20 protein-coding genes and 3 tRNA genes are annotated in these 20809 nt (G+C 35.3%); 11 read left to right on the top strand and 12 right to left on the bottom strand.

Translation table 11 applies throughout. The features are described 5' to 3' along the window. Positions 1-495 precede the first annotated feature (495 nt). The gene (locus EAG08_RS16300; RefSeq protein ID WP_129536356.1) at positions 496-1761 is read right to left on the bottom strand and encodes a mechanosensitive ion channel family protein; all 1266 of its coding nucleotides are present in this window, start codon (positions 1759-1761) and stop codon (positions 496-498) included. A 164-nt stretch (positions 1762-1925) separates the two neighbouring features. Here EAG08_RS16300 and EAG08_RS16295 point away from each other — a divergent pair, with 164 nt between their 5' ends. The 3 genes from EAG08_RS16295 (at position 1926) to EAG08_RS16285 (ending at position 4164) form a co-directional block, all read left to right on the top strand. Beyond that, complete coding sequence (locus tag EAG08_RS16295; RefSeq protein ID WP_129536355.1) at positions 1926-3098, top strand: carboxypeptidase regulatory-like domain-containing protein; 1173 nt, start codon at positions 1926-1928, stop codon at positions 3096-3098. 73 nt (positions 3099-3171) lie between these two features. Continuing rightward, entirely contained in the window at positions 3172-3666 is a 495-nt protein-coding gene (locus EAG08_RS16290) for a DUF456 domain-containing protein (protein ID WP_129536354.1), read from the top strand. Positions 3667-3672: 6 nt separating this feature from the next. After that, complete coding sequence (locus EAG08_RS16285) at positions 3673-4164, top strand: hypothetical protein (RefSeq protein WP_129536353.1); 492 nt, start codon at positions 3673-3675, stop codon at positions 4162-4164. Here the strand turns inward: EAG08_RS16285 and EAG08_RS16280 are convergent. After that, the gene (locus tag EAG08_RS16280) at positions 4151-4792 is read right to left on the bottom strand and encodes a uracil-DNA glycosylase (protein ID WP_129536352.1); all 642 of its coding nucleotides are present in this window, start codon (positions 4790-4792) and stop codon (positions 4151-4153) included. The two genes, EAG08_RS16285 and EAG08_RS16280, sit on opposite strands and share 14 nt — an antisense overlap. Positions 4793-4846: 54 nt before the next feature. Beyond that, positions 4847-5359: a GNAT family N-acetyltransferase gene (locus tag EAG08_RS16275; protein ID WP_129536351.1), complete on the bottom strand. Its 513-nt coding sequence runs from the start codon at positions 5357-5359 to the stop codon at positions 4847-4849. Between the two features lie 229 nt (positions 5360-5588). Between EAG08_RS16275 and EAG08_RS16270 the strand changes: the two genes are divergently transcribed. The 6 genes from EAG08_RS16270 to EAG08_RS21420 all read left to right on the top strand — a co-directional run bounded on the left by EAG08_RS16270 (position 5589) and on the right by EAG08_RS21420 (position 8954). Continuing rightward, entirely contained in the window at positions 5589-7736 is a 2148-nt protein-coding gene (locus EAG08_RS16270; protein WP_129536350.1) for an endonuclease MutS2, read from the top strand. A gap of 68 nt (positions 7737-7804) precedes the next feature. Beyond that, positions 7805-8230 (top strand): YcxB family protein, encoded by a 426-nt coding sequence (locus tag EAG08_RS16265; protein WP_164998582.1) that lies wholly within the window; start codon positions 7805-7807, stop codon positions 8228-8230. 184 nt (positions 8231-8414) lie between these two features. After that, a tRNA-Pro gene (locus EAG08_RS16260) sits at positions 8415-8489 on the top strand. A 31-nt stretch (positions 8490-8520) separates the two neighbouring features. After that, positions 8521-8594: transfer RNA gene (locus EAG08_RS16255), tRNA-Arg, on the top strand. Between the two features lie 21 nt (positions 8595-8615). Further along, the gene (locus EAG08_RS16250; protein ID WP_228446606.1) at positions 8616-8900 is read left to right on the top strand and encodes a GIY-YIG nuclease family protein; all 285 of its coding nucleotides are present in this window, start codon (positions 8616-8618) and stop codon (positions 8898-8900) included. Further along, positions 8883-8954, top strand: a tRNA-Lys gene (locus tag EAG08_RS21420). The genes EAG08_RS16250 and EAG08_RS21420 overlap by 18 nt, the downstream gene beginning before the upstream one ends. Positions 8955-9003: 49 nt before the next feature. Here the strand turns inward: EAG08_RS21420 and EAG08_RS16245 are convergent. Next, positions 9004-9186, bottom strand: coding sequence for an RteC domain-containing protein (locus EAG08_RS16245; RefSeq protein ID WP_129536347.1), 183 nt, complete (start codon positions 9184-9186; stop codon positions 9004-9006). A gap of 270 nt (positions 9187-9456) precedes the next feature. On the opposite strand from EAG08_RS16245, the gene EAG08_RS16240 reads away from it, so the two are divergent. Then, positions 9457-10473: a terpene synthase family protein gene (locus EAG08_RS16240; RefSeq protein WP_129536346.1), complete on the top strand. Its 1017-nt coding sequence runs from the start codon at positions 9457-9459 to the stop codon at positions 10471-10473. An 88-nt stretch (positions 10474-10561) separates the two neighbouring features. Beyond that, positions 10562-11560 carry a terpene synthase family protein gene (locus EAG08_RS16235; RefSeq protein ID WP_129536345.1) on the top strand — a complete coding sequence of 333 codons (999 nt, stop codon included), beginning with the start codon at positions 10562-10564 and terminating at the stop codon, positions 11558-11560. A gap of 220 nt (positions 11561-11780) precedes the next feature. On the opposite strand, the gene EAG08_RS22280 is transcribed toward EAG08_RS16235, so the two are convergent. The 8 genes from EAG08_RS22280 to EAG08_RS22265 all read right to left on the bottom strand — a co-directional run bounded on the left by EAG08_RS22280 (position 11781) and on the right by EAG08_RS22265 (position 20649). Continuing rightward, positions 11781-12209: a hypothetical protein gene (locus tag EAG08_RS22280; RefSeq protein ID WP_228446605.1), complete on the bottom strand. Its 429-nt coding sequence runs from the start codon at positions 12207-12209 to the stop codon at positions 11781-11783. Between the two features lie 178 nt (positions 12210-12387). Further along, positions 12388-12624, bottom strand: a complete 237-nt coding sequence (locus EAG08_RS22275; RefSeq protein ID WP_228446604.1) for a hypothetical protein — start codon at positions 12622-12624, stop codon at positions 12388-12390. A gap of 16 nt (positions 12625-12640) precedes the next feature. Continuing rightward, positions 12641-13468 carry a 50S ribosomal protein L11 methyltransferase gene (gene prmA / locus EAG08_RS16225; RefSeq protein ID WP_129536344.1) on the bottom strand — a complete coding sequence of 276 codons (828 nt, stop codon included), beginning with the start codon at positions 13466-13468 and terminating at the stop codon, positions 12641-12643. Between the two features lie 251 nt (positions 13469-13719). Then, positions 13720-14433, bottom strand: coding sequence for a 3-ketoacyl-ACP reductase (locus EAG08_RS16220; RefSeq protein WP_129536343.1), 714 nt, complete (start codon positions 14431-14433; stop codon positions 13720-13722). A 163-nt stretch (positions 14434-14596) separates the two neighbouring features. Next, positions 14597-16180 carry a calcineurin-like phosphoesterase C-terminal domain-containing protein gene (locus tag EAG08_RS16215; protein ID WP_129536342.1) on the bottom strand — a complete coding sequence of 528 codons (1584 nt, stop codon included), beginning with the start codon at positions 16178-16180 and terminating at the stop codon, positions 14597-14599. Between the two features lie 29 nt (positions 16181-16209). Continuing rightward, positions 16210-17661 carry a SusD/RagB family nutrient-binding outer membrane lipoprotein gene (locus EAG08_RS16210; protein ID WP_129536341.1) on the bottom strand — a complete coding sequence of 484 codons (1452 nt, stop codon included), beginning with the start codon at positions 17659-17661 and terminating at the stop codon, positions 16210-16212. Positions 17662-17671: 10 nt separating this feature from the next. Continuing rightward, positions 17672-19156, bottom strand: a complete 1485-nt coding sequence (locus tag EAG08_RS22270) for a TonB-dependent receptor (RefSeq protein WP_228446603.1) — start codon at positions 19154-19156, stop codon at positions 17672-17674. After that, positions 19153-20649 carry a TonB-dependent receptor plug domain-containing protein gene (locus EAG08_RS22265; protein ID WP_228446602.1) on the bottom strand — a complete coding sequence of 499 codons (1497 nt, stop codon included), beginning with the start codon at positions 20647-20649 and terminating at the stop codon, positions 19153-19155. Before EAG08_RS22265 ends, EAG08_RS22270 begins: the two co-directional genes overlap by 4 nt. Between the last annotated feature and the right edge of the window lie 160 nt (positions 20650-20809).

Here is a 20809-nt window from a genome sequence, read left to right as displayed (position 1 = left end):
AGTAAAAACATAGACATGTATAATTGTCGGTAAAAACAAACCTAACATGATGATTAGAATTGGCTTTACAAAATATAAAATTCCCAAAAGCAGAATAAATCCTACTATGAATATTCTGGCTCGATTTGAATTCACCAATAAAATAAAACTGAAGCAAAGGGCAAAAAATGACGACAAAATCACGCCCACCAAAATTTCTGTTTTCTGAATAAAAAAGATATAGTAATTTAAAAACAAAAGCACTGTAATCAAGGTAGAAAGAATGACAAACATCAAAGTTTTCGTTTTGGGAATGAAGAAATCTTTCTTATTAAGCCACTGCAATTCTGTAAGATAATGCAAAGGCCCAAGTACGGCATAAGAAAATAAAAAGGTCTCAAACGGCAAAAAGCAAGCCGCAATGATTGATAACACAAGCATTATACAGTTTACTATTTCGACTTTATTCTGAGTGACCATATTTATTTAAAACAACTTCAAATCTCAATTTAGAATTTATTTCGGTAGACCTATCTGCATAATCTGCAAATCAAATTCTTTGGAAGCAACCAAAAGATGGTCAAAAATATCTGCCTGAATCTGCTCAAATTTTTCCCATTTAGAATCGTTTGCAAAACAGTACACCTCCATAGGAAGTCCTTGCGTAGTAATTTCAAGCTGACGAACCATGATCGGGCTCTCTTTATCAATTTCAGGATCGTTTTCAAGATATTTCTGAGCATAATATCTAAAAACACCAATATTCGTCAACTGTCTTCCGTTGATAATTTTATCTCGGTGCTCTATTTTTTCTTTTTCTAGATTAATTTCCGAAGTTTTTTCATTCAAATAATCTTCAATCAGATTAATATCTTTTAATTTTTCAATCTCTTCATTATTCAAAAATTTAAATGAATTGATATTAAAAAATATAGATTTTTTAATTCTTCTCGTGTTAGATTCCGACATTACCTGAAGGTTTTTGATTTCCGTAGTCAGTAAATCGTAAGTAGGAATTGAGGAGATCGTTTTATCAAAATTCGTGATTTTCGTCGTCAGCAAATTGATTTCCAAAATATTTCCTTCGATGCTGTACTTTGGAATCCCGATCCAGTCTCCTACTTTCAAACTTCGCGAAGTTGCTACGTGAATCCCCGTGATAAATCCTAAAATAGTATCTCTGAAAACCAAGACCAAAACCGCAGTGATTGCTCCCAGACTCCCTACAATTGTAGTTCCTTTAATCCCGAAAACAACACATATACTAACAATCGAAAACACAAAAATACCCAGAATTTTCACTGTTTCGGAAATAGCATTGATTGCCATTACCTTGTAATAGTCCTGCTTTATCGTAAAATAGTATCTGAAACCCGTCAAAGACCTATATAACATACCCGCTAGGATAAGCACCAAACCTAAATTGACAGACCTGTGAATAAAAATGGTCGTTTGCTTCAATGCCCCAACGAAAATTGATTCATGTATAGATCCGATAATCGCTAATGCTACAAAATGGGCAACAGAATTGGTAATCCTTGACTGATAAATAGACTTTACTACCGGAAATTTCTCTTCATTATGAAAAAAGCGAAAAACATAATTGATGATGATTTTAAAAATTAAATCTAACACCATAAAAACACCAGCCAACAAAGCCATTTTTACAATGATATGAAAAATCCATTCAAACCCGGTAGGAGAAATTTTTGATATATAAATATAAAGCTGTTCGCTTAATTCCTGAAGAAAACTTTTGGTATCTTTTATTTCGTCTTTCATTACAGCAAATTTAATAAAATTAGAATCAGCAAAACCTTTACCATAACAGATTTTAATAATTATTTTGAAAAATGATTACAAATTCAATAAATTAAACTTAAAAATGAAACATATTTAACAATAAATTCATTAATTTAGTAGTCTAAACCATAAAACTAATTATTATGAGAAAACTTAACTTTTTTTTAATTTTTATCATTCTACTATCTCTGGGAGCATGCCGCTCCGAATCTGAAACTCCCGCTGAGATTACAGAAACTGTATTGAAAACCGGAAAACTATCCGGGAAGGTCATGTCCCAAAACGGAAGCAAACCTATTGGAGGTGCATCGGTTTTTACTTTTGACGATAAATATAAAATTTACTACACGACTTCTGACGCAGATGGAAATTTCACTTTAGAAGCTCCCGTGGGAGATCACACGATTCACATTCAAACCGGTGATGGTAGTAATTTTCGTACACAGATTTCTGCAACTGTGAAAAATAATGAAACCGTAAATCTGAATGCAAACCAGACCAAACTGAATCAGGTTGCAAAAATTGCTTACGTAAAAGGTTCTTATGATAAGATAGAAGATATTATTCAGACTTTAGGATACACCGCTACAGAAATTACCAATACTGATCTTGCCAACATCAATAGCATTGCTCAGTATGACATTATTTTCCTGAATTGCGGATCTAGAAACCACACCGTTAATCAATCTCTTTTTCCGGCAATTGATGCCAACTTAGCTACATTTGTTGCGAACGGTGGAAGCATCTACGCATCAGATTGGGATGTTGCATATTTAGTGGGAGGAACCAATAATACTACAAGTTGTGCACCAGCAGGAGGATTTGTTCCGGATGCAAAATTATGCTCTACAAACACTGGATCTTCAGGTATCGTTCCGGCAACAGTAAGCAATGCAGGATTAGCGACAGCTTTAGGATTTAACACTCTTAATATTGATTTTGATTTGGGAGCTTGGCAAAGAATCATCAATTATGACCCTGCCTATTGGGAAGTTTTGGTTAAGACTCCAGCAAACGAGGCCTTAATGATCAGAACAAATCATTTTGCTGCGACAGGAATTCCAACTACACCTATCGGAAATGCTCCAAATACAGCATTCACCACCGTATGTATTACTCTTCCCGGAAACATCCAGATCAGTCTTTCTGTTCCTACAGTTACAGTTCCTTTTTTAGTAGCTTTAGGAGCAACAGTGGGACCTTGTTCTGGCTCTGCAAACAGCGGATATATTTACTATACAAGTTTCCACAATCACGCTACAGGAAACATCGGAAACGCAGGGGTGATTTTACAATATGTAATTCTTAATCTATAAAAAATCGGCTTGAAAATTGATACAAAGAAAAAGTGACTTTAAGCAGTCACTTTTTTTATTAAAAACTACTTTTATGGATCATGCTTTAATCTCAATTATCAGTATTATTTTACTCGTTTTGGGAATACTTGGAACTTTCTTACCCGTTTTACCGGGACTTGTTTTAAGTCTTGCCGGATTATTAATTTATAAATACGGTACAGATTCTGACATGTCAATGATCTACATTTGGGCATTTGTGGTTCTTACGCTGGCTTCGGCAGTTTTAAATTATGTAATTCCTGCAAAAACAAATAGAAAATACGGAGGAACTCGCTGGGGAAGTATAGGCTCGATCATCGGAACAATTGTCGGAATTTTCATCCCGATACCTTTAGGATTTTTAGTAGGGATGTTTGCCGGAGTTTTTATCGGAGAATTATTACACGACAGCAAAGACATGAACAAAGCTTTGCAATCTACAAAAGGTGCTTTCATTGGTTTCATCTACGGAACAGGTTTTAGCATGGTGGTCGGGTTGGCAATGTTATTTGTTGTAGTTTTGGATATGACAACTGATTTAATTTAAAAAACTATGTTTTACAAAATTATACTATCAAGTTTTGCTTTCTTATTTTTAGCAAACTGCAATGCACAAAAAGACACAAAAAATCCTGAAAAATTGACGATGAAAGAATCTAAAAACCAGAAGATTGAAGGAAAAGTCATTTATTTCAATGAAGGAGAAAATAAATTTCTGAGCGAATACCAAATGAATGTTACCTTTAAAAATATTTCTGAAGACAGCCGCTGTCCGGAAGGTGTGACTTGTGTCTGGCAGGGAGCAGCCGTCGCAAATATAGAATTTATGGGAACCCATACAAGACCCGCAACGATTTCTTTAGCAACTACAGAAAACGCAGGACGAAACTATCATCAATCGACCATTTTTAACGGATACAAGATTTCATTGGTTGAAGTAAATCCTGCTCCAACAGCTGAAGCCGGAGCAAAAACTCTGGGTGGAAAATACAGAATCGGAATTATCATCAATAAAGAAGATGGAAAATCTTCTACCAACCGATAGGTTTCTTGCCTTTTGAAACTAAATATTCATTAATTTTTGAGAAAGGCTTGCTTCCGAAAAACCCTTTAAAAACCGAAAATGGTGACGGATGTGCAGACTTTAAAATAAAATGCTTGGCCGGATCAATGAGTTCGGCTTTTTTTTGTGCAAAAGCTCCCCACAAAACGAAAACCACATTTTCTTTCTTATCTGAAATTTCTTTGATGATATAATTGGTAAACGTTTCCCAGCCTAAATCTTTGTGAGAATTTGGCGAATGCGCACGAACCGTTAAAGTTGCATTAAGCATCAAAATACCTTGTTTTCCCCAATCGTCTAATTCTTTTGAAGTTCTTTCAACTCCCAAATCACTTTTCAGTTCGATAAAAATATTTTTAAGAGACGGCGGGGCAGTCACTTGTTCGGAAACCGAAAAGCACAAACCATTTGCCTGAAAGTCATTATGATAAGGATCTTGCCCTATAATGACAACTTCAATATCATCAAAAGGCGTAATTTCCAAAGCTCTGAAAATCTGATTTTTTGGCGGGAAAACTTTTGTGGTGGCATATTCTTGTTTTACTTTTTCCCAAAGATTGGTAAAGTAAGGTGTGCTTTTTATTGGGGCTAGAATTTCGGTCCAGGTCATAATGTCAATTTGAAAATTTGAGAATGAGTTAATTTGATAATTTAGAATTACAATTTAAATACCATTATGTTTTTTGCTAAAAACCAAATTATCCGGAAAACCCTCATCAGTTCTCCCCTCTTGCAAAACAAAATCATGTTTTACTAAAAGACCTTTTGAATTTTCATTAAACTTATTGGTAAAAGCTAAAATCTCCTGCAAATTTAATTCATTAAAACCATAATTTAAAACTGCAGTCAAAGCTTCCGACATGATTCCTTTTCTGTGATATTCTGGCAGCAATTCATAACCGACTTCTGCTTCTGTTCGATCATGTGAAAACTTCCAGAGGCAGATAGTTCCGATAAGATTTTGTTGATTTTTGTAAGAGATTCCCCAATTCAAAGATTCATTATTCTGAACTCTTTTTTTGATGGTTAAAATAAAATCAAGCGCATCATAATTTGTTTTTGGAGGAATTCTTTTGACAAACTGATTGACAACTTCATTACTTCGAATCTTTAAAATGTCTTCAACGTGACTTTCGTCAATGGGTTTTAAAATTAATCTTTCGGTTTCTAGTTTCATATTTCAAATGTAATAAAACCATTTCGAAATTAATTTAAATTGAAACATTAAGGTAATTTAAAATATAAGATTGATTAAGCAAAAATCAAATAGATTTTTTTAAGCAGGCAGCTTAAAGCGAAGCTCAGCTTAAAAATTCTTACTTCTTAACAAAGACTTAATGGTAAAAAATCAAATTCATTTTTAAATTTCCAAATTAACTCATTTTCAAATTAATTATCTTTGCACTGTGTATATAAATAAAGCAGATTTAAACGAATTAGAGTTTCCGCAATTGCTCGCGGAAATTGCACCTTTTGCCTATTCTCCGAAAACCAGAGAAAAAATCCTTGAGCTTCGTCCGATGAAAATTGACGAAGCCGAAATTTCATTAAAAAAAACTTCAGAATATCAATCGAGTTTTGAAAGCTCAAATGCAATTCCATTTGATGAATACGAAGATATTGAAAGCGAACTGAAACTTATGCTGATTGAGAATTACCGCCTTGAAAATGTCGCTTTCATCAAAATAAAAACTCTGACCGAACAAATAGGAAAACTCCAAAAGTTTTTCCCGACGATGCCAGATACTTTTCCAAATCTGATGCAGGATGCCTCTGCTTTGGAATTTAAAAAAGAAATCATCGATAAAGTTGACAAGGTTTTCAACCGTTTTGGTGAAGTAAAAAGTGAAGCTTCACCCATTCTGAAAACATTGAGAGCTGAAATTCAGGTGGCTAAAAAAGCCATTCAGGAAAATTTCAACAGAGTCTTATTTAATTATAGCCAAAGTGATTTCTTAGATGATATTCGTGAAAGTATTATTGAAGATCAAAGAGTTTTAGCAGTAAAATCAGCCTATAAAAAAAGAGTTCCGGGAAGAGTTTTAGGACTTTCAAAAACGGGTTCTATTACTTTTATTCAGCCGGATAGTGTGGTGAAGCATTATTTTAAACTTCGTGAAGATCAGGAAGAAGAAAAGAAAGAAATTGATAAAATCCTGAGACAGCTTACGGCAGAATTAGCAGTTTTCCAGCCGCAACTTTGGAGATATCAGGTGTATATTTTTGATTTAGATTTAACAAGAGCTAAAGCTAAATTTGGTGAAATGGTGAATGGTGTTTTACCTAAAATTAACCGTCACAAAACTTTAAAGCTAAGAGACGCCTTTCATCCATTGTTATGGTTGAGAAATAAGGCTGAAAATAAAACCATTTTCCCGCAAACATTAAGTTTAACGGAGCATAACAGAATCATCTGTATTTCCGGACCGAATGCGGGCGGAAAATCGATTACTCTGAAAACGGTCGGATTGCTTCAGTTGATGATTCAAAGTGGAATTTTGGTTCCCGTACATCCAAAATCAGAGATGTTTTTCTTTGAAAAAATCATGACCGATATTGGAGATAACCAATCGATCGAAAACCACCTTTCAACGTACTCTTCAAGATTAAAGAAAATGGGTGGCATCATCCGTGAATCGAATCCTGATACGCTTTTATTGATTGACGAGTTCGGAACCGGTTCTGACCCGGAATTAGGTGGTGCTTTGGCTGAAAGTTTCCTTGAGTTTTTCTATGACAAAAAGAGTTTTGCAATTATAACAACGCATTACACCAACATCAAACTGGTGATTGAAGGTCTTCCGAATGCGGAAAATGCGGCAATGCTTTTTGATGAAGAAACATTGGAACCGATGTACAAACTGGAGGTCGGACAAGCCGGAAGTTCATTCACCTTTGAAGTTGCCGAAAAGAATAAAATCCCAAGATTTATCATTCATTCTGCGAAGAAAAAAGTGGAACATGACATCGTTAATTTAGATAAAACCATCGTCAAGCTTCAGCAGGAAAAATTTGAGGTTGAAAAACTGAAAACCGACCTTGCTGAAAGAAAAGGTTCTGTAGAAGATAAGCGTGATAACCTTCAGAAACTGAACGAGCAGCTTCAACAGAAGCTCTTCAACTTCCAGAAATTGTATGAAGACGAGCACAGAAAACTGCAGTTTGGAAATAAAATTGAAGGTTTTATCGACAGTTACATTAAGGGGAAATCCCGAAAAGATGTTGTGAAAGATTTCGTGAAAATTCTGGAGCAGGAAAAATTTAGAAAAATCGGAGCTGACAAAGATGAAACCAAACGTATGCAGGTTGTTAAAAGAAAAATCACACAACAGCTGAAAAAAGAAGACGTCATCGAAAAAATAAGCGAAACCAACGATAAAATTGAGGAAAAACGTAAAACTGACCGTGCAGTCTGGATGAAAATCGGGCAGCGTGTAAGAATTACCGGAAGCACAAGCGTTGGGACGATAGAAACGATCTCTAAAAGTAAAGTGACGGTAAATTATGGAAGCTTTAAAACAGTAATCAGTGCTGAAGAGTTGGAAAGAATTTAGTCAAGATGATAACGATAAAAACTCTCATAACATTTAAGGATTTTTTGAATTTCAATCTTAAAAATTCATTGTCAAGAATTATTATTTTCTCTCTGATCATTTTTCTGTTTTTTGGTCTGAATTTTTATAATGCTGAAAATGATACAAAGGAAATTTTCAAATCTGCAGCGCTTTGGTTTGTTGCTATCATTGTTTTCATTATTGTGCGTTCCTACTTCCGTCTGAAAAATGCTTTTTATTCTAACAAGAAAATTCAGAAAGAAATCATTTATACTTTCACTGATGAAAAAGTTCAGACGAAGGGAGAAACTTTCGAAGGAGACTTCACCTGGAATACCGTTTTTAAAGTGAAAGAAACCACAGATTGGTTTTTAATATATCAAAGTAAACTTACGATGAATATGGTTCCGAAAAAAGACTTTTCCGACGGCCAGATTTCAGAGTTGAGAAACATGATTAAAAATGCGGGAGTGAAAGCAAAATTGCTCAGATAATTAACATCACCACAATAGATAATTCCTGCCTATTTTGTTTTTTTTAATCTTCAATTTAGATTCTAAATTATGTTCTTCAAAGATATTTTTCAAATTAATCTAATATTAATTTTGACTTATCAAAAAAATTCATATATTTGCACCCACAAAAAACAAGGTAAAACTTGTAAAGATGACCTTTAATCGGGGCGTAGCGTAGTCCGGTCATCGCGCCTGGTTTGGGACCAGGAGGTCGCAGGTTCGAATCCTGCCGCCCCGACTGTTTTAGTAGTTTTTTCAAAATTGCAAATGGGTGCGTAGCTCAGCTGGATAGAGCATCTGCCTTCTAAGCAGACGGTCTCAGGTTCGAATCCTGACGCGCTCACTAAAAAAGAGAAATCAATATTTGGTTTCTCTTTTTTATTTATATTTACTCATGTGTTTCTGCTATATACTTTACTCTAAATCGATTGATAAATATTATATCGGTCATTCTTGTGAAGATTTGCAGGAACGATTAAGAAAACATCTTGCACATCATAAAGGATTCACTTCAAAAGCAAAAGATTGGATAATTGTCTATTTTGAAACTTTCAAAAATAAATCAGTGGCTTATAAACGAGAAATCGAAATAAAAGCCTGGAAAAGCAAAGCAAAAATTAAAAAATTAATCGAAGGTCAATCCAGATAGAGCATCCCGATTTTTTAATCGGGACGGTCTCAGGTTCGAATCCTGACGCGCTCACTAAAAAAGAGAAATCAATATTTGGTTTCTCTTTTTTATTTATATTTACTCATATGTTTCTGTTACATCTGTATTCAGCATCCACTGACAAATGAATCTTACGGCAGATATTGCAGGGACAGAAAGATTCTATACAAACAACTTTATCATAGTAGATCAACTTTCCGAGTATTTCAGGTTTAACTGATTTAAAGAAGTGAATATCTTTCTGATGATTTTCAAAACCTTTCATCACTATGTCATATTTAAGAAAACTTACTTGTCGGCAATATTCTTTTTCTTGTGCTAAAATGGGATAATAAAAAAGTATGAAATTTGTCAATACAAAGGAAGAAATTCCGAATTTCTTCCAACATTTATTTTTTTCTCCATTCGAAATTCCCCATCAATATTACTGTTTCAAAACACATCATTGTTTTATTTCACGAAAAAATGAAATTAAACACAATTATAATGCATTATATCATATATTAGCGAAAAACTAAACCAAAACTCACACAATATGGATAATGAAAATTTCAGTACCCTTGAACTCCTTCGCCAGCAGTTCAGGTACCCATTCCCTACATTAAAAAATCCCAATGCCGAACACTTACAACAGATTACCGAAAACCAATGGATCGACGGGGAATACCTCTGGTTGTATGAGCAGAACCCAGACCTTCGGAAAAAGTATAAAAAAACCAAAACAGCACATATTGCGGCTCAATGGTTTCCAACAGCACCACCTGAACGGTTCAAACCCATCTGCAGATTAATGCTATGGACTCTGTACAATGATGATCTCTATGAAGAAAGTGAACCGGAAGATATCGGACATGTACACACCCAGTCTATTGCAATATTGAAAGGTGAAATAACAGCTAAGGATTCAGGAATACCTTTAGGACCTATGCTGGCTTCTTTAAGAGAAGAACTCCTTGAATTTATCCCAGAAGAATCAGTTGCCCGTTTTACGCAAATGATCAGTAGGTATTTTACAGGATTAGAAACAGAATTAAAATACAAGAAAAACAAAGCCTATCCCAGTGTAAATGAATGCATTGCATTGCGTGAAAATTCCATCTGTCTTTATCCCTTTCTACAGCTTACAGAGTTAGAAACGGGAATCGTTCTTCCACCGGAGATTCATGCACATCCTGTAATCATTCGCCTGCAAACACTTGCTTGCCATCTGGTTACTTTTTTTAATGAAGTACAATCTGTACTGAAGGATGAAGCAACTGACAGTATTTACTATAATATCGTAAAAGTGATTCAACACGAACGGCAGATGTCCCTCAAAGAAGCTTGTATTGAAGATTTACGTCTTCACAATGAAGATCTGAAAGAATTTTTAGAACTACAAGCCAATCTTCCTGATTTTGGGATTTGGCAGGACGCAGTGATCAACTGGGTACATTATATGAGCATGGTACTGAGCGGATGGAAAAATATATCTACAAAACTGGATCGTTATACCGCAGCAGAATTTCCTGGGGCAGCAGAACTAAAAGCAAAGCTGAATCAGGTTCAATAATACTTTTTACAAGAATATTTTTAATTTAAAATATCCTCTCATAATAACCAACTATCAAACATCAATTTATCACTTTAATTTTAAAAAAATGAAACCAGAAGATTACAACCCGTCGAATTACCTACCTCAAGGTTATTACCCTTGGCCAGATAAAATCAATCCGAATATGGAACAAATGGGTATTGATTACAGAAACTGGATTGACACTGATTATGTATATTTATCTGAAAATATCCGTGAACGATACAAGAGCATGAACCTGCACAAGTGCTCGGCAAGAATGTATCCTTATGCAAGTTATGAGCGCGTAACACCTATGCATCGGTATGTTGTTTTCCATACCATATTTGATGATCAACTAGAATATTCAACCGAAGAAGAGGTCAGTAGATATTGCGACCGACTCGTAGCAATATTCAGAGGAGACAGTCTTACTCCGGAAGATCCCGGTTATTTCATCCAAGCCGCCAAAATCAGAGATGAATTTGGTGCTTTTATGCCTGATGAATGGATGAAACGCTTGGCAGATACTTTTTACACCGTTACAAGATATGGTGCTCAGGAAGAGGCAACTTATAAGGCAACCCAAACAGTACCTTCACTTGCATTGTTTAAAGTACTCCGTGAATATTCAATTGTAATATTCCCTTATTTCTATCTGGTTGATGCAGAGTTTCATACCTTTTTAACAGAAGAAGTAGAGCGCCATCCTGTGATACAACGTGTTCGATCCGTATGGTCCAGAATTATTGCCTGGCAGAATGATATCCAGGGATTGAAAAAAGAACTCAGCAAGGATACTGAAGTTATGAATATCGTTATCGTCTTACAGAGAAACTATAACTTGTCATTAGAAGATGCCATGACTGAAGCCATGAAAATTCATGATGATGATCTTGCAGAACTTGTTGCTTTACAGGAAGACCTTCCCGATTTTGGTAAGTACCAGGAAGACGTAAAACAATTGTTCCTAGGCTGGGGCAGCCTGATACAAGGTCTGAATACTTTTTATTTGGTAGATACGAATCGCTACGATCCTGAATGCTTTGCATGGCCAGATAGGGAAACTGAAGATACATCACTTTAGATTATAACTGATTTCATCACAAAAATTATAGATAATGATATACAATTTTGTGGTAAAATACTCAAACAACAGTTCTACAACTAAAACAGCATCAATCTTGGTGCTGTTTTTATTTTTTGCTTGTTCTCAGTCATGGAAACTGAAAAAAATAACATCGAGAAAATATCTTAAATAAAAGCCACTGTATTTTACAGTGGCTTTCAGATTTTATAGTTAAAAATTATTTCAGTCGATAAGAATCACCATTCCAAAGATAAGTTTTAGATGCATTTTTCTTCTTTTCCCGCTCTTTCTCATCTTTTTCCATCTCTTCCATTTTAAAGATAAAAGCATTGGGAATTCCGCCTTTATCGTTAGGAAAAACAAATTGTTCACTGTGATAATAAACATCTGCATCACCAACATTCATCAACTGAGGAAGTGCAATCATTTTTTTATCTTTCACCAAAACATATTGATCATAGCTCGCAATTCCGCAGGCTTCACCAGAAACCATTGCTTTTAAAGTAAATTCTACATTTTTAAGCTTATGATTGCTCTCAATATTGAAAGTTCCGTAGCTCAAGCTTTCGCCTGAACCGGTATCGAAAGAAACCTCATCAATCAATGTGTTTCCTTCAACCATTTTGATGGAAGCAATATTTTGCATAATCATAATCTCAGGATGTTCCTTGTCTTTTTACTAATGGTTTTTGTTAATCCAAAAAGAAAATCATATCCATTTTTAGTTCTGTAGCCTACACAAAGATTTCCGCCCCAAACATAACCCTCGGAAGTTTCATCACCTTTCTGGTAAGATATTTTATACCAATTTGCTCTTCTTTCTCCTAATTTAAGGATGGTTTCATCTTTTTGAGAATTAAGATTTGTTGATTCGTTTGGAGAGAATCCAGAATTTGAGCATTGACATTTGGCGATTGTCTTATTCTCGTAAAATCGGTGAAAATTTTCTGTGCTTTATTTTCTTCAAACTGAAAAACTCCATTCGCATACTCGTAATCTTCTTCCTGCGCAGAAAAAAGCTGAATAATGCACAAAAATAAAATGGTGATGAATGTTTTCATATTAATATTTTACGATTTACTTTTCAAGCAATAAGCTTACCCATTCTTCACGCTGCAATTTCTTTTTCAGTTCTAAATTATTTTCTTTACAAACTTCCAAAATATCATCTACATCGAAGAAACACAATCCTGATAGCAATAATTTTCCACCATCATTTAAAACAGAAACGTATGTTGGGATATCTGAAATCAGAATATTTCGATTGATATTGGCTAAAATAATATCGTAATTTTCTTTTCCTAAATTGTCAGCTGTTCCCAGTTCGATATCCAATTCAACATTGTTTCTTACTGCATTTTCCTTTGAATTTTCTACTGACCATTCGTCGATGTCAATTGCTTTTGTATCTCCGGCTCCGATTTGTTTTGCATAAATCGCCAAAACTGAAGTTCCACAACCCATGTCTAAGACTTTTTTGGCTTTAAAATCAATATCCATCATTTGCTGAATCATCAAATGTGTTGTCGGATGATGACCTGTTCCGAAAGACATTTTTGGCTGAATGATGATTTCGTGCATTCCTTCTACAGATTCATGAAATTCTGCTCTGATTAAAACTTTATCATCAATATTAATAGGTTCAAAATTCTTCTCCCACTCTTCATTCCAATTGATATTGGGCATTTCTGTGAAAGTATATTCTATTTTCACTTCTTCGTTTTGAAAAAGCGGTAACGCTTTCAGTTCTTCTTCTTTGAAAAGATCTTTTTGAATATATCCTAAAATCCCATGAATTTCTTCCGTAAAACTGTCGAAACCTATTTCGATAAGCTCGGCCATTAGTATATCACTCCAAGGTTGAAGAGGTTGTATTTTAAAATCGAATTCTAAATAATTTTGCATGTGAGTAATTTGTTGCAAAAGTAAATATTTAAAAAATTATAAATTGAAAGATTAGAAAAATTAACCGTTAAGATTGATTGGAAACATTAAGAATAGTAAGTTTTGGCTAAAGCCGATGTATTGAGGCAAAGAAAAAGCGGACTAAAGTCCGCTCCTATTGATATTACATCTTGATATAAAGTTGCAATTATTTATAACTACCCCGTCTTTTTGTTTCACAAAAATCCACCCCTTCAGAGAAGGGAATTTCTTTATGGGTTTGTAGAAAAAATAGATCCGTTTGCAATCAACGCACGTCTGTTCATTTTCAAAATATCTCTTACCCATTCTGCAAAATCTTCAGGTTGAAGAACTTTATCAGGATTTCCGTCTGTTAATCCGCCCTCAATTGACATATCTGAAGCAATTGTACTAGGAGTTAAAGTGACAACTCTGATGTTTTGTTTTCTCCATTCCGCCATCATTGATTGAGACAAAGAAACCACTGCAGCCTTTGAAGCTGCGTAAGCTGACATATTAGGTCCGCCTTTCAAACCTGCTGTTGATGCAACATTGATAATATCACCCTCACCTCTTTCTTTAAGGAAAGGATAAACAGCTTTCGCAGCGTAATACACTCCGAAAAGATTGGTTTTGATCACCTGCTCCCAAACTTCAGAAGACATGTCTTCAATGCTACCAAAGTCGCCGATTCCTGCGTTGTTGATGAGAATATCTACACCGCCCAATTGTTCTACAATTGATTCTATTCCTGCTTTTACATGAATTTCATTATCTATGCTGAAAACTGCGTACGCTGCTTTTACACCCAATTTCTGGATTTCGTCGACAGTCATTTTAAGATTTTCTTCGTTTCTTCCGGTGATTCCTACATTCACTCCTTCGCTGGCAAGGATTAAAGCCACAGCCTTTCCGAGACCTCTACCACCACCGGTCACGATGGCGTTTTTTCCGTTTAGATTCATTATTTAAATTTTAATGGTGCAAATTTACGAAACCATTTTTTTAAACAAGCGTTTATGTTTTTGATTTAATAAAAATACGTCATTAGGAAATTCTATATCAAAACAAAACCAGCTCACTAATAAGCTGGTTTCTGAAAGTAATATATAAAAAGTAAAAATTAATCTAAGGAATAAGAACTGAGTTTTGAACCTCAAATTCTTCTGATGCAGAGAACTCGTTTCCGAACATGTCCTGAGCTTTTACCTCAACTTTATGTTTTCCAAGGGTTAATTTGTTTCCAAATCCGCCTGTCCATATGTGTTTTGACTGTTCAGGATTTGAGGGTCTTCTTCCCGGAAACAGATTGTCTGTAGAATCCCATTTGAAAACAGCTTGTGCAAAATTCGGGTCGATGGTTTCGCTGTATTCCATTTCTTCCCATTTTCCGCCATCAATTCTGTACTGTACTTTGTCTTTTTTGCTTCCCATAAAGAAATTCGCCAGAACTTTAGCCGAAGTTTTTGAAGGATAAGGAATCACTTTCGGAACATACAACTGAATTTGATAATCTTCAGGTTTTCCTGCCGTTTTGTACTTCACTTTATACTGGTTATCTTCAAAGCTGATAAAAGAATATCCTTTTGCCGTACCGTCTCTCATCGTAGAAGTCGGCAAACCGATTTCATCTGAAGTTCCTGACCACCAATCTCCACAAGTTGTACCAACGTTGTATTCATGAAGATCTTTTGTACCGTTCCAGCCCTGAGCTTTTCCGTAAAAAATCTGTTGCTGAATGTGCGTGTGAGCCGATAACATCAATGCATTCGGAAACGGAGCAAGCGCATCAAACAATTTCTGACGGTCTGAATTTCTGAAATTATCTTCGTTGTTATGTTCCAAAGGAATGTGGAAAGACATAACGATTAACTTGTTTTTATCAACCAGTTTTAGATCATTCTGAATAAACTGCATTTGGTCTTCTCTGAAACCTCCCCAATATCCTTTTCCATCTCTTGGATCCGGATACAAAATATCATCAAGCACGATGAAATGTACATTTCCATAATTGAAAGAATAGTTTGCAGGACCAAAAGTGGCTTCGAAAGTTTCGTCTGAAAGCTGATCTTCTTTCGCATCATAATTCATATCGTGATTTCCCATTACGTTGTACCAAGGCAAACCGATTTCCTTCATCACATCGGCATAAGGTTTCTGCAAACTCAAATCATCCCCTACCAAATCTCCCAGACTGATTCCGAAAACCGCATTTTTCTTGTTCCCTTTAACTTCATTCACGATGGCTCTTTTGAAATAATCCAATTGCTTTTCTGTGTAAGGCTGAGGATCTCCGAAAACCAAAATATCAAAATTTTTGCTCTCGTTTTGTTTATTCAACCCAAAATTTAATTCTTTCGGAAGTGTTCCCGTGGGTGCTGTTCCTTTGTACTTAAAATCTGAAGGCGAACCTTTCGGTTTGTACTGATAATAATATTGCGGTAAATTATTTTGATTTAAACCCATCATGTATCCTGAAGGTTTAATCACAAAAATCGTCTGTCCTTCTGAAATTGGCAAGCTGTATTTTCCGCTTTTATCGGTTAAAACCACCTGAGCTCCGTTGGATACGGCTACGTTTTCAATTCCTTTTTCACGATTTTCTTTCTTCTGATTTTTATTAAGATCTTCAAAGACATATCCTGAAACTGAAGTTTGGGAAAATGCCATCGCTGAAACCAGTAATGATGGCAATAAGAATTTTATATTCATTATAATTTTGATTATTGATTAATTGGGGATTATTGATTCCACCACATTTTTGTATTGATATTGTCACCACCCATATTTTGAGAAGCCGTTACATAATTGTCATAATTCTGAACTTTTGTAACTGTTGGATAAGGCATTCTCTGAGGCATTTTTGCATTATTCATCAAACCTCCGTTGTTTGGCAACACAGGAAATCCTGTTCTTCTCTGCTCATACCACTGTTGATGATCTACAAAGAATAATCCCACATATTTTTGAAGCATGATTCTTTCTAAAGTTCCGTTGTAAGCTACTTTCGGATTGGCAAAATAGTTTGCAGGCATGGTTGCTCCCCATTGTTCAAGAGTTGCCTTCACTCCACTTTCGTAGAATGTTTGCGCACTCCCCGGAATAATTCCTTTAAGAGCTAATTCAGAAAGAATAAACTGAAGCTCTGCATAAGGCATTACCAAAATTTTCAGCGGAGCTTTTGCTAAATTTTGATTCAGGTTTGAAGGCTGATAAGCGAATGTAGATCCCAATGCATATCCGGACGGAACACCTTTATAACCAATATTTGCATTTGCAGGCGGAAGACTTTTAGCCTGAGTAAAAAACATACTTAGTCTTGGGTCATTGTTGTCTACCAAAGTCTGAGTGAAAAATCCTCCTGAAGCTCTATATGCTGTAAAATCCTGAGGTCTTGCAATCGGTGGCATCAAAGGAGCAACCCCTGAAATATCTAAAGTAGCACCATCTGCATTACTTTGAAAGATCGGATAAACTGTAGGATTACTTACAATCTCATTGATTCTTGCATGTACATTTACTTCGCCATTCTTGTTTAAAACCCTTGTTAAAAGTCTTAACGAAAGAGAATTACAGAATTTTTTCCATTTTATAATTCCTGCTGTACTTGCATTTGCCTGAAAGAAAAGATCACCTTCACTCAATGTTTTTGTAGTATCAAAAAGAGTATTTGCTGCTTTCAGATCATCCAAAAGGAATAAATAGATGTCTTTCTGTTTATCATATTTTGGCTTCATAATATTCTCTTCAAGACGTAAAGCTTCCGTCATCGGAACATCGCCAAATGCATCGGTAAGATTTGCCATAATCCATGCATTCAGAACTTTAGAAATTGCGAGATAATTATTGTTTTGCTCTTTTTTTGCAGCTTCATTCAGTTCTCTTACCTGTTTCAGCCATTTGTAGCTTGTATTCCAATATCCGTTTCCGGTACTTTCCGTTAAATAATAACGGCTTACTGTGTTTCCTTCATTAGGAAAATCCAGAGCAACCTGCATGATATCGAACGTAAAATCATCAGCTCTGTTATATCCGTAAGATCCCATTTCGTACTGAATCGGAACCAGAAAACTTCCTACAGAAGGCTGTTTTATTTTGCTTGTATCTGTATTGATCTCTTCAAAGCTTCTTTCACAAGAATTTATACTAAAAACTGAAAGAGCAATTGCGGTAGATAAAAATATTTTTTTCATGAGGTTGATCTTAGAATTTTAAATTAACTTGAAAACCGACAGTTCTTGCCGTTGGAAGCTGACCAATTTCAGCACCTGGAGTAATTGTAGAGTCATTAAGAGCAGCAACTTCAGGATCAAACATTGGAAATTTCGTCCACATCCAAAGGTTTTTACCAAAAACTGCCAAAGTAAGCTCAGTAAGTTTTAGTGGTGCTATCACATCTTTTGAAAATGAATAGGCGATTCTTGCATCTCTCAATTTAATGAAAGAAGTATCAAAAGTATTGGTTTCAATATTGGCTCTTCTGTAGTAATCACCGTAATATGCTGCTAAACCAACTGCTTTTGTATTTGGGCTGTAAGTTCCGTCAGAATTTAAAACAACACCTTGTCCTACAATCGTTCCACTTGGATTATCTCTTCCCATTAAAGTATTCTCAAGTTTACCTTGCTCAGACATTTTGTGATGGGTTTGTGAATAAGCCATTCCACCATACTGACCATCAAATGAGAAACTAATCTGCCAGTTTTTAATTTTGAAATCATTTTGAAGACCGGCTCTCCATTTCGGGAATGCATTTCCTACTTTTTCTACTCGATCAGGTCTTGAAGGAAGTCCTGTTGTAGGATCATAAACGACTTGTCCATCAGCATTTCTTACTAATTTAAAACCATAAAGATCTCCCAAAGAACCGCCTACAACTGCGTTGTAATATAAAACTCCGGCTACTGTAGAGATTGTATAATAATTATCACCTGTGTATTCTTCAGGAAGTGACATTACTTTATTTCTATTCATAGACCAGTTTGCAGAAACATTCCAGCTAAAGTTTTTAGATTTTACCGGAATTGCATTTAAGCTCATTTCAACACCTCTGTTTCTTATTTCCCCTGCATTGATAATACGAGTTGTATACCCCGATTCTACAGGAGTGGAAACTCCAAGAATTTCGTCAACTGTGGTATTTTGATACAATGTGAAATTGTAGCTTAATCTATTTTTTAGAATGGAAAGATCCATTCCTGCTTCAATATTGCTATTTTCCTGAGGTCTTATGTTTGGGGTTACATATGTACTTGGAGTTAAAACAGATCCTACAAAATCACTTGGCGTATAATATTTATCGATTTGATAAGCTGACCCGCCAAGACCTACCTGAGCCCAAGAAGCTCTTAGTTTCCAATAATTAAAATTCGAGCTTGATAATTTAAATATATCTGAAAGAATAAAACTTGAACTTACTGAAGGATAAAAAAATGATCGATTATCTTTATTTAATGTACTGCTCCAGTCATTTCTTGCAGTAACATCTAAAAATATCAAATTATCATAATTAGCACTTACTAACCCATACACACTGTTCATTTGTTGATCATTAGGTTTAGGAACTTTTGTAATAAGCGCTATGGCATTATTAAGACTATAGTCACCTGCAACCTTTAAGCCTTCAGCACGGAAGTCTGTCATTACATATTGATTGTAACGAATACTTGCTCCTGCATTTGCGCTCACATTAAATTTGCCGTAATCTTTTTGAATGTAAATAACAAATCATTATTGAACTCATTATTTTTAATATATTGCTCTCTGTAGAAACCTTTCAGATAATTAGCTGAACTATAAGGTCTTTTTGTCGTTCTTTCTTCATCAAGCATTTCGATTCCTGATCTTAACATCAAGCTGAAATTTTTGTTGAAATCATAAGTTGCAGAAATATTTCCGGTGATTAATTTCTTTTCTACACCATTCAGCATTTTATAAGCAATCAAATAAGGGTTATCAATAAACGAACTGAATGGATGAATCTGATCTATTTCTTCCTGACCCGGTTTCCAGATTGGTTTATACCAAGCCAAATCAACATTCGGATTCTGGAAAATCATGAAATAAGAAATAGACTGGTTATTGTATCCCGTTGCAGGAAGATTATCACTTTGTGTATTGGCGTAGTTGAATTTGGTTGAAATTCTGAATTTATCTGTTACTTTATGATCTAATGAGATCGCCCCATTAAAACGGTTAAAACCAGTATTCGGCATCATCCATTTGTTATCCAGGTAAGTTAATGATGCTCTAAAGCTTGTTTTTTCTGTACTGCTTTCTACTGAAACATTATTAGAAGACGTCACGCCCGTTTCCCAAAAACCTTTTATATTATCTTCATATGGTCTCCATAATTGTCTTTCTGCACTTTGCCCAAGCAAATTAGGATCGTATTGGAAATAAGACTGTCCGTTAAACTTTGGCCCAAATGCGCTACTCGTTCCTCCTGTACTTACACCGTCTGCAGATGCTCCGTAAGAATAGAAAAACTCTCCTGCTGTGTTTTTCGCTAATGTCCCCTGCCCGTATTGATACTGATAATCAGGCCATTTTAAAACCGAGTCATAGCTTAATGTCGAATTAAAAGAAACAGTAAGTTTACTGTTTTTACCTTTTCCTGATTTTGTGGTAATCATCAAGGCTCCATTCGCAGCTCTCGATCCATACAATGCCGCTGCAGAAGCACCTTTTAGTACAGTTACCGACTCAATATCATCCGGATTAATACTGTTCAAACCATCACCCAAATCGACTGGCAAATCTCCCCCGGTTCCTGCACCATATGCTGCGGTTCCGGTACCTGTAGTTGAATTACTTAAAGGAACGCCGTCAACAACAATCAAGGCATAATTTCCAGCAAAACCAAAGGTTTTTTCTCCTCTAAGTGTTATTCTCGCAGAACCAAGAGGTCCCGCTCCAGCAGTTTGTACTTTAAGACCAGAAACTCTGCCTTCAAGACCTTGAGCCCAATTGTTATTCTGAATATTTTCAAAAACCTCCGAGTTTACTTTCTCAGCTACATAACCTAAGGATTTATCTTGTCTTTTGATACCCAGAGCGGTCACTACAACTTCATCGATATTCTTGATCGTATCTTTCTTTACCTGTTGCTGAGCTGCCATATTGACGCTCACCAATCCTAATACGGATAACAGAAGTAATTTTTGAGTCTCTTTACGCATACACTTTTTTGTTTGCGCAAAATTAGAAAGCTATGACGAGCATAACTTTAATAGGGTTTTAACATATTTTAAAGAATTCTTAAACGCCATATTAATTTATGATGAACATAAATACATAAACTTCTAACTGACAGCTGTTTAAAAGAATGAATTATTTTTA

The organism is Chryseobacterium sp. 3008163 (assembly GCF_003669035.1).
Classification (GTDB): domain Bacteria; phylum Bacteroidota; class Bacteroidia; order Flavobacteriales; family Weeksellaceae; genus Chryseobacterium.
The sequence above is the reverse complement of the archived record's forward strand: the minus strand, read 5'-3'. Positions and strand labels throughout refer to the sequence as shown.

Bases quoted from the DNA above. Each gene is read 5' to 3' on its own strand.
- EAG08_RS16300 (WP_129536356.1), bottom strand. From the start codon at position 1,761: ATGAAAGACGAAATAAAAGATACCAAAAGTTTTCTTCAGGAATTAAGC.
- EAG08_RS16295 (WP_129536355.1), top strand. From the start codon at position 1,926: ATGAGAAAACTTAACTTTTTTTTAATTTTTATCATTCTACTATCTCTG.
- EAG08_RS16290 (WP_129536354.1), top strand. From the start codon at position 3,172: ATGGATCATGCTTTAATCTCAATTATCAGTATTATTTTACTCGTTTTG.
- EAG08_RS16285 (WP_129536353.1), top strand. From the start codon at position 3,673: ATGTTTTACAAAATTATACTATCAAGTTTTGCTTTCTTATTTTTAGCA.
- EAG08_RS16280 (WP_129536352.1), bottom strand. From the start codon at position 4,792: ATGACCTGGACCGAAATTCTAGCCCCAATAAAAAGCACACCTTACTTT.
- EAG08_RS16275 (WP_129536351.1), bottom strand. From the start codon at position 5,359: ATGAAACTAGAAACCGAAAGATTAATTTTAAAACCCATTGACGAAAGT.
- EAG08_RS16245 (WP_129536347.1), bottom strand. From the start codon at position 9,186: ATGAAAGGTTTTGAAAATCATCAGAAAGATATTCACTTCTTTAAATCA.
- EAG08_RS16240 (WP_129536346.1), top strand. From the start codon at position 9,457: ATGGATAATGAAAATTTCAGTACCCTTGAACTCCTTCGCCAGCAGTTC.
- EAG08_RS16235 (WP_129536345.1), top strand. From the start codon at position 10,562: ATGAAACCAGAAGATTACAACCCGTCGAATTACCTACCTCAAGGTTAT.
- EAG08_RS22280 (WP_228446605.1), bottom strand. From the start codon at position 12,209: ATGCAAAATATTGCTTCCATCAAAATGGTTGAAGGAAACACATTGATT.
- EAG08_RS22275 (WP_228446604.1), bottom strand. From the start codon at position 12,624: ATGAAAACATTCATCACCATTTTATTTTTGTGCATTATTCAGCTTTTT.
- prmA (WP_129536344.1), bottom strand. From the start codon at position 13,468: ATGCAAAATTATTTAGAATTCGATTTTAAAATACAACCTCTTCAACCT.
- EAG08_RS16220 (WP_129536343.1), bottom strand. From the start codon at position 14,433: ATGAATCTAAACGGAAAAAACGCCATCGTGACCGGTGGTGGTAGAGGT.
- EAG08_RS16215 (WP_129536342.1), bottom strand. From the start codon at position 16,180: ATGAATATAAAATTCTTATTGCCATCATTACTGGTTTCAGCGATGGCA.
- EAG08_RS16210 (WP_129536341.1), bottom strand. From the start codon at position 17,661: ATGAAAAAAATATTTTTATCTACCGCAATTGCTCTTTCAGTTTTTAGT.
- EAG08_RS22265 (WP_228446602.1), bottom strand. From the start codon at position 20,649: ATGCGTAAAGAGACTCAAAAATTACTTCTGTTATCCGTATTAGGATTG.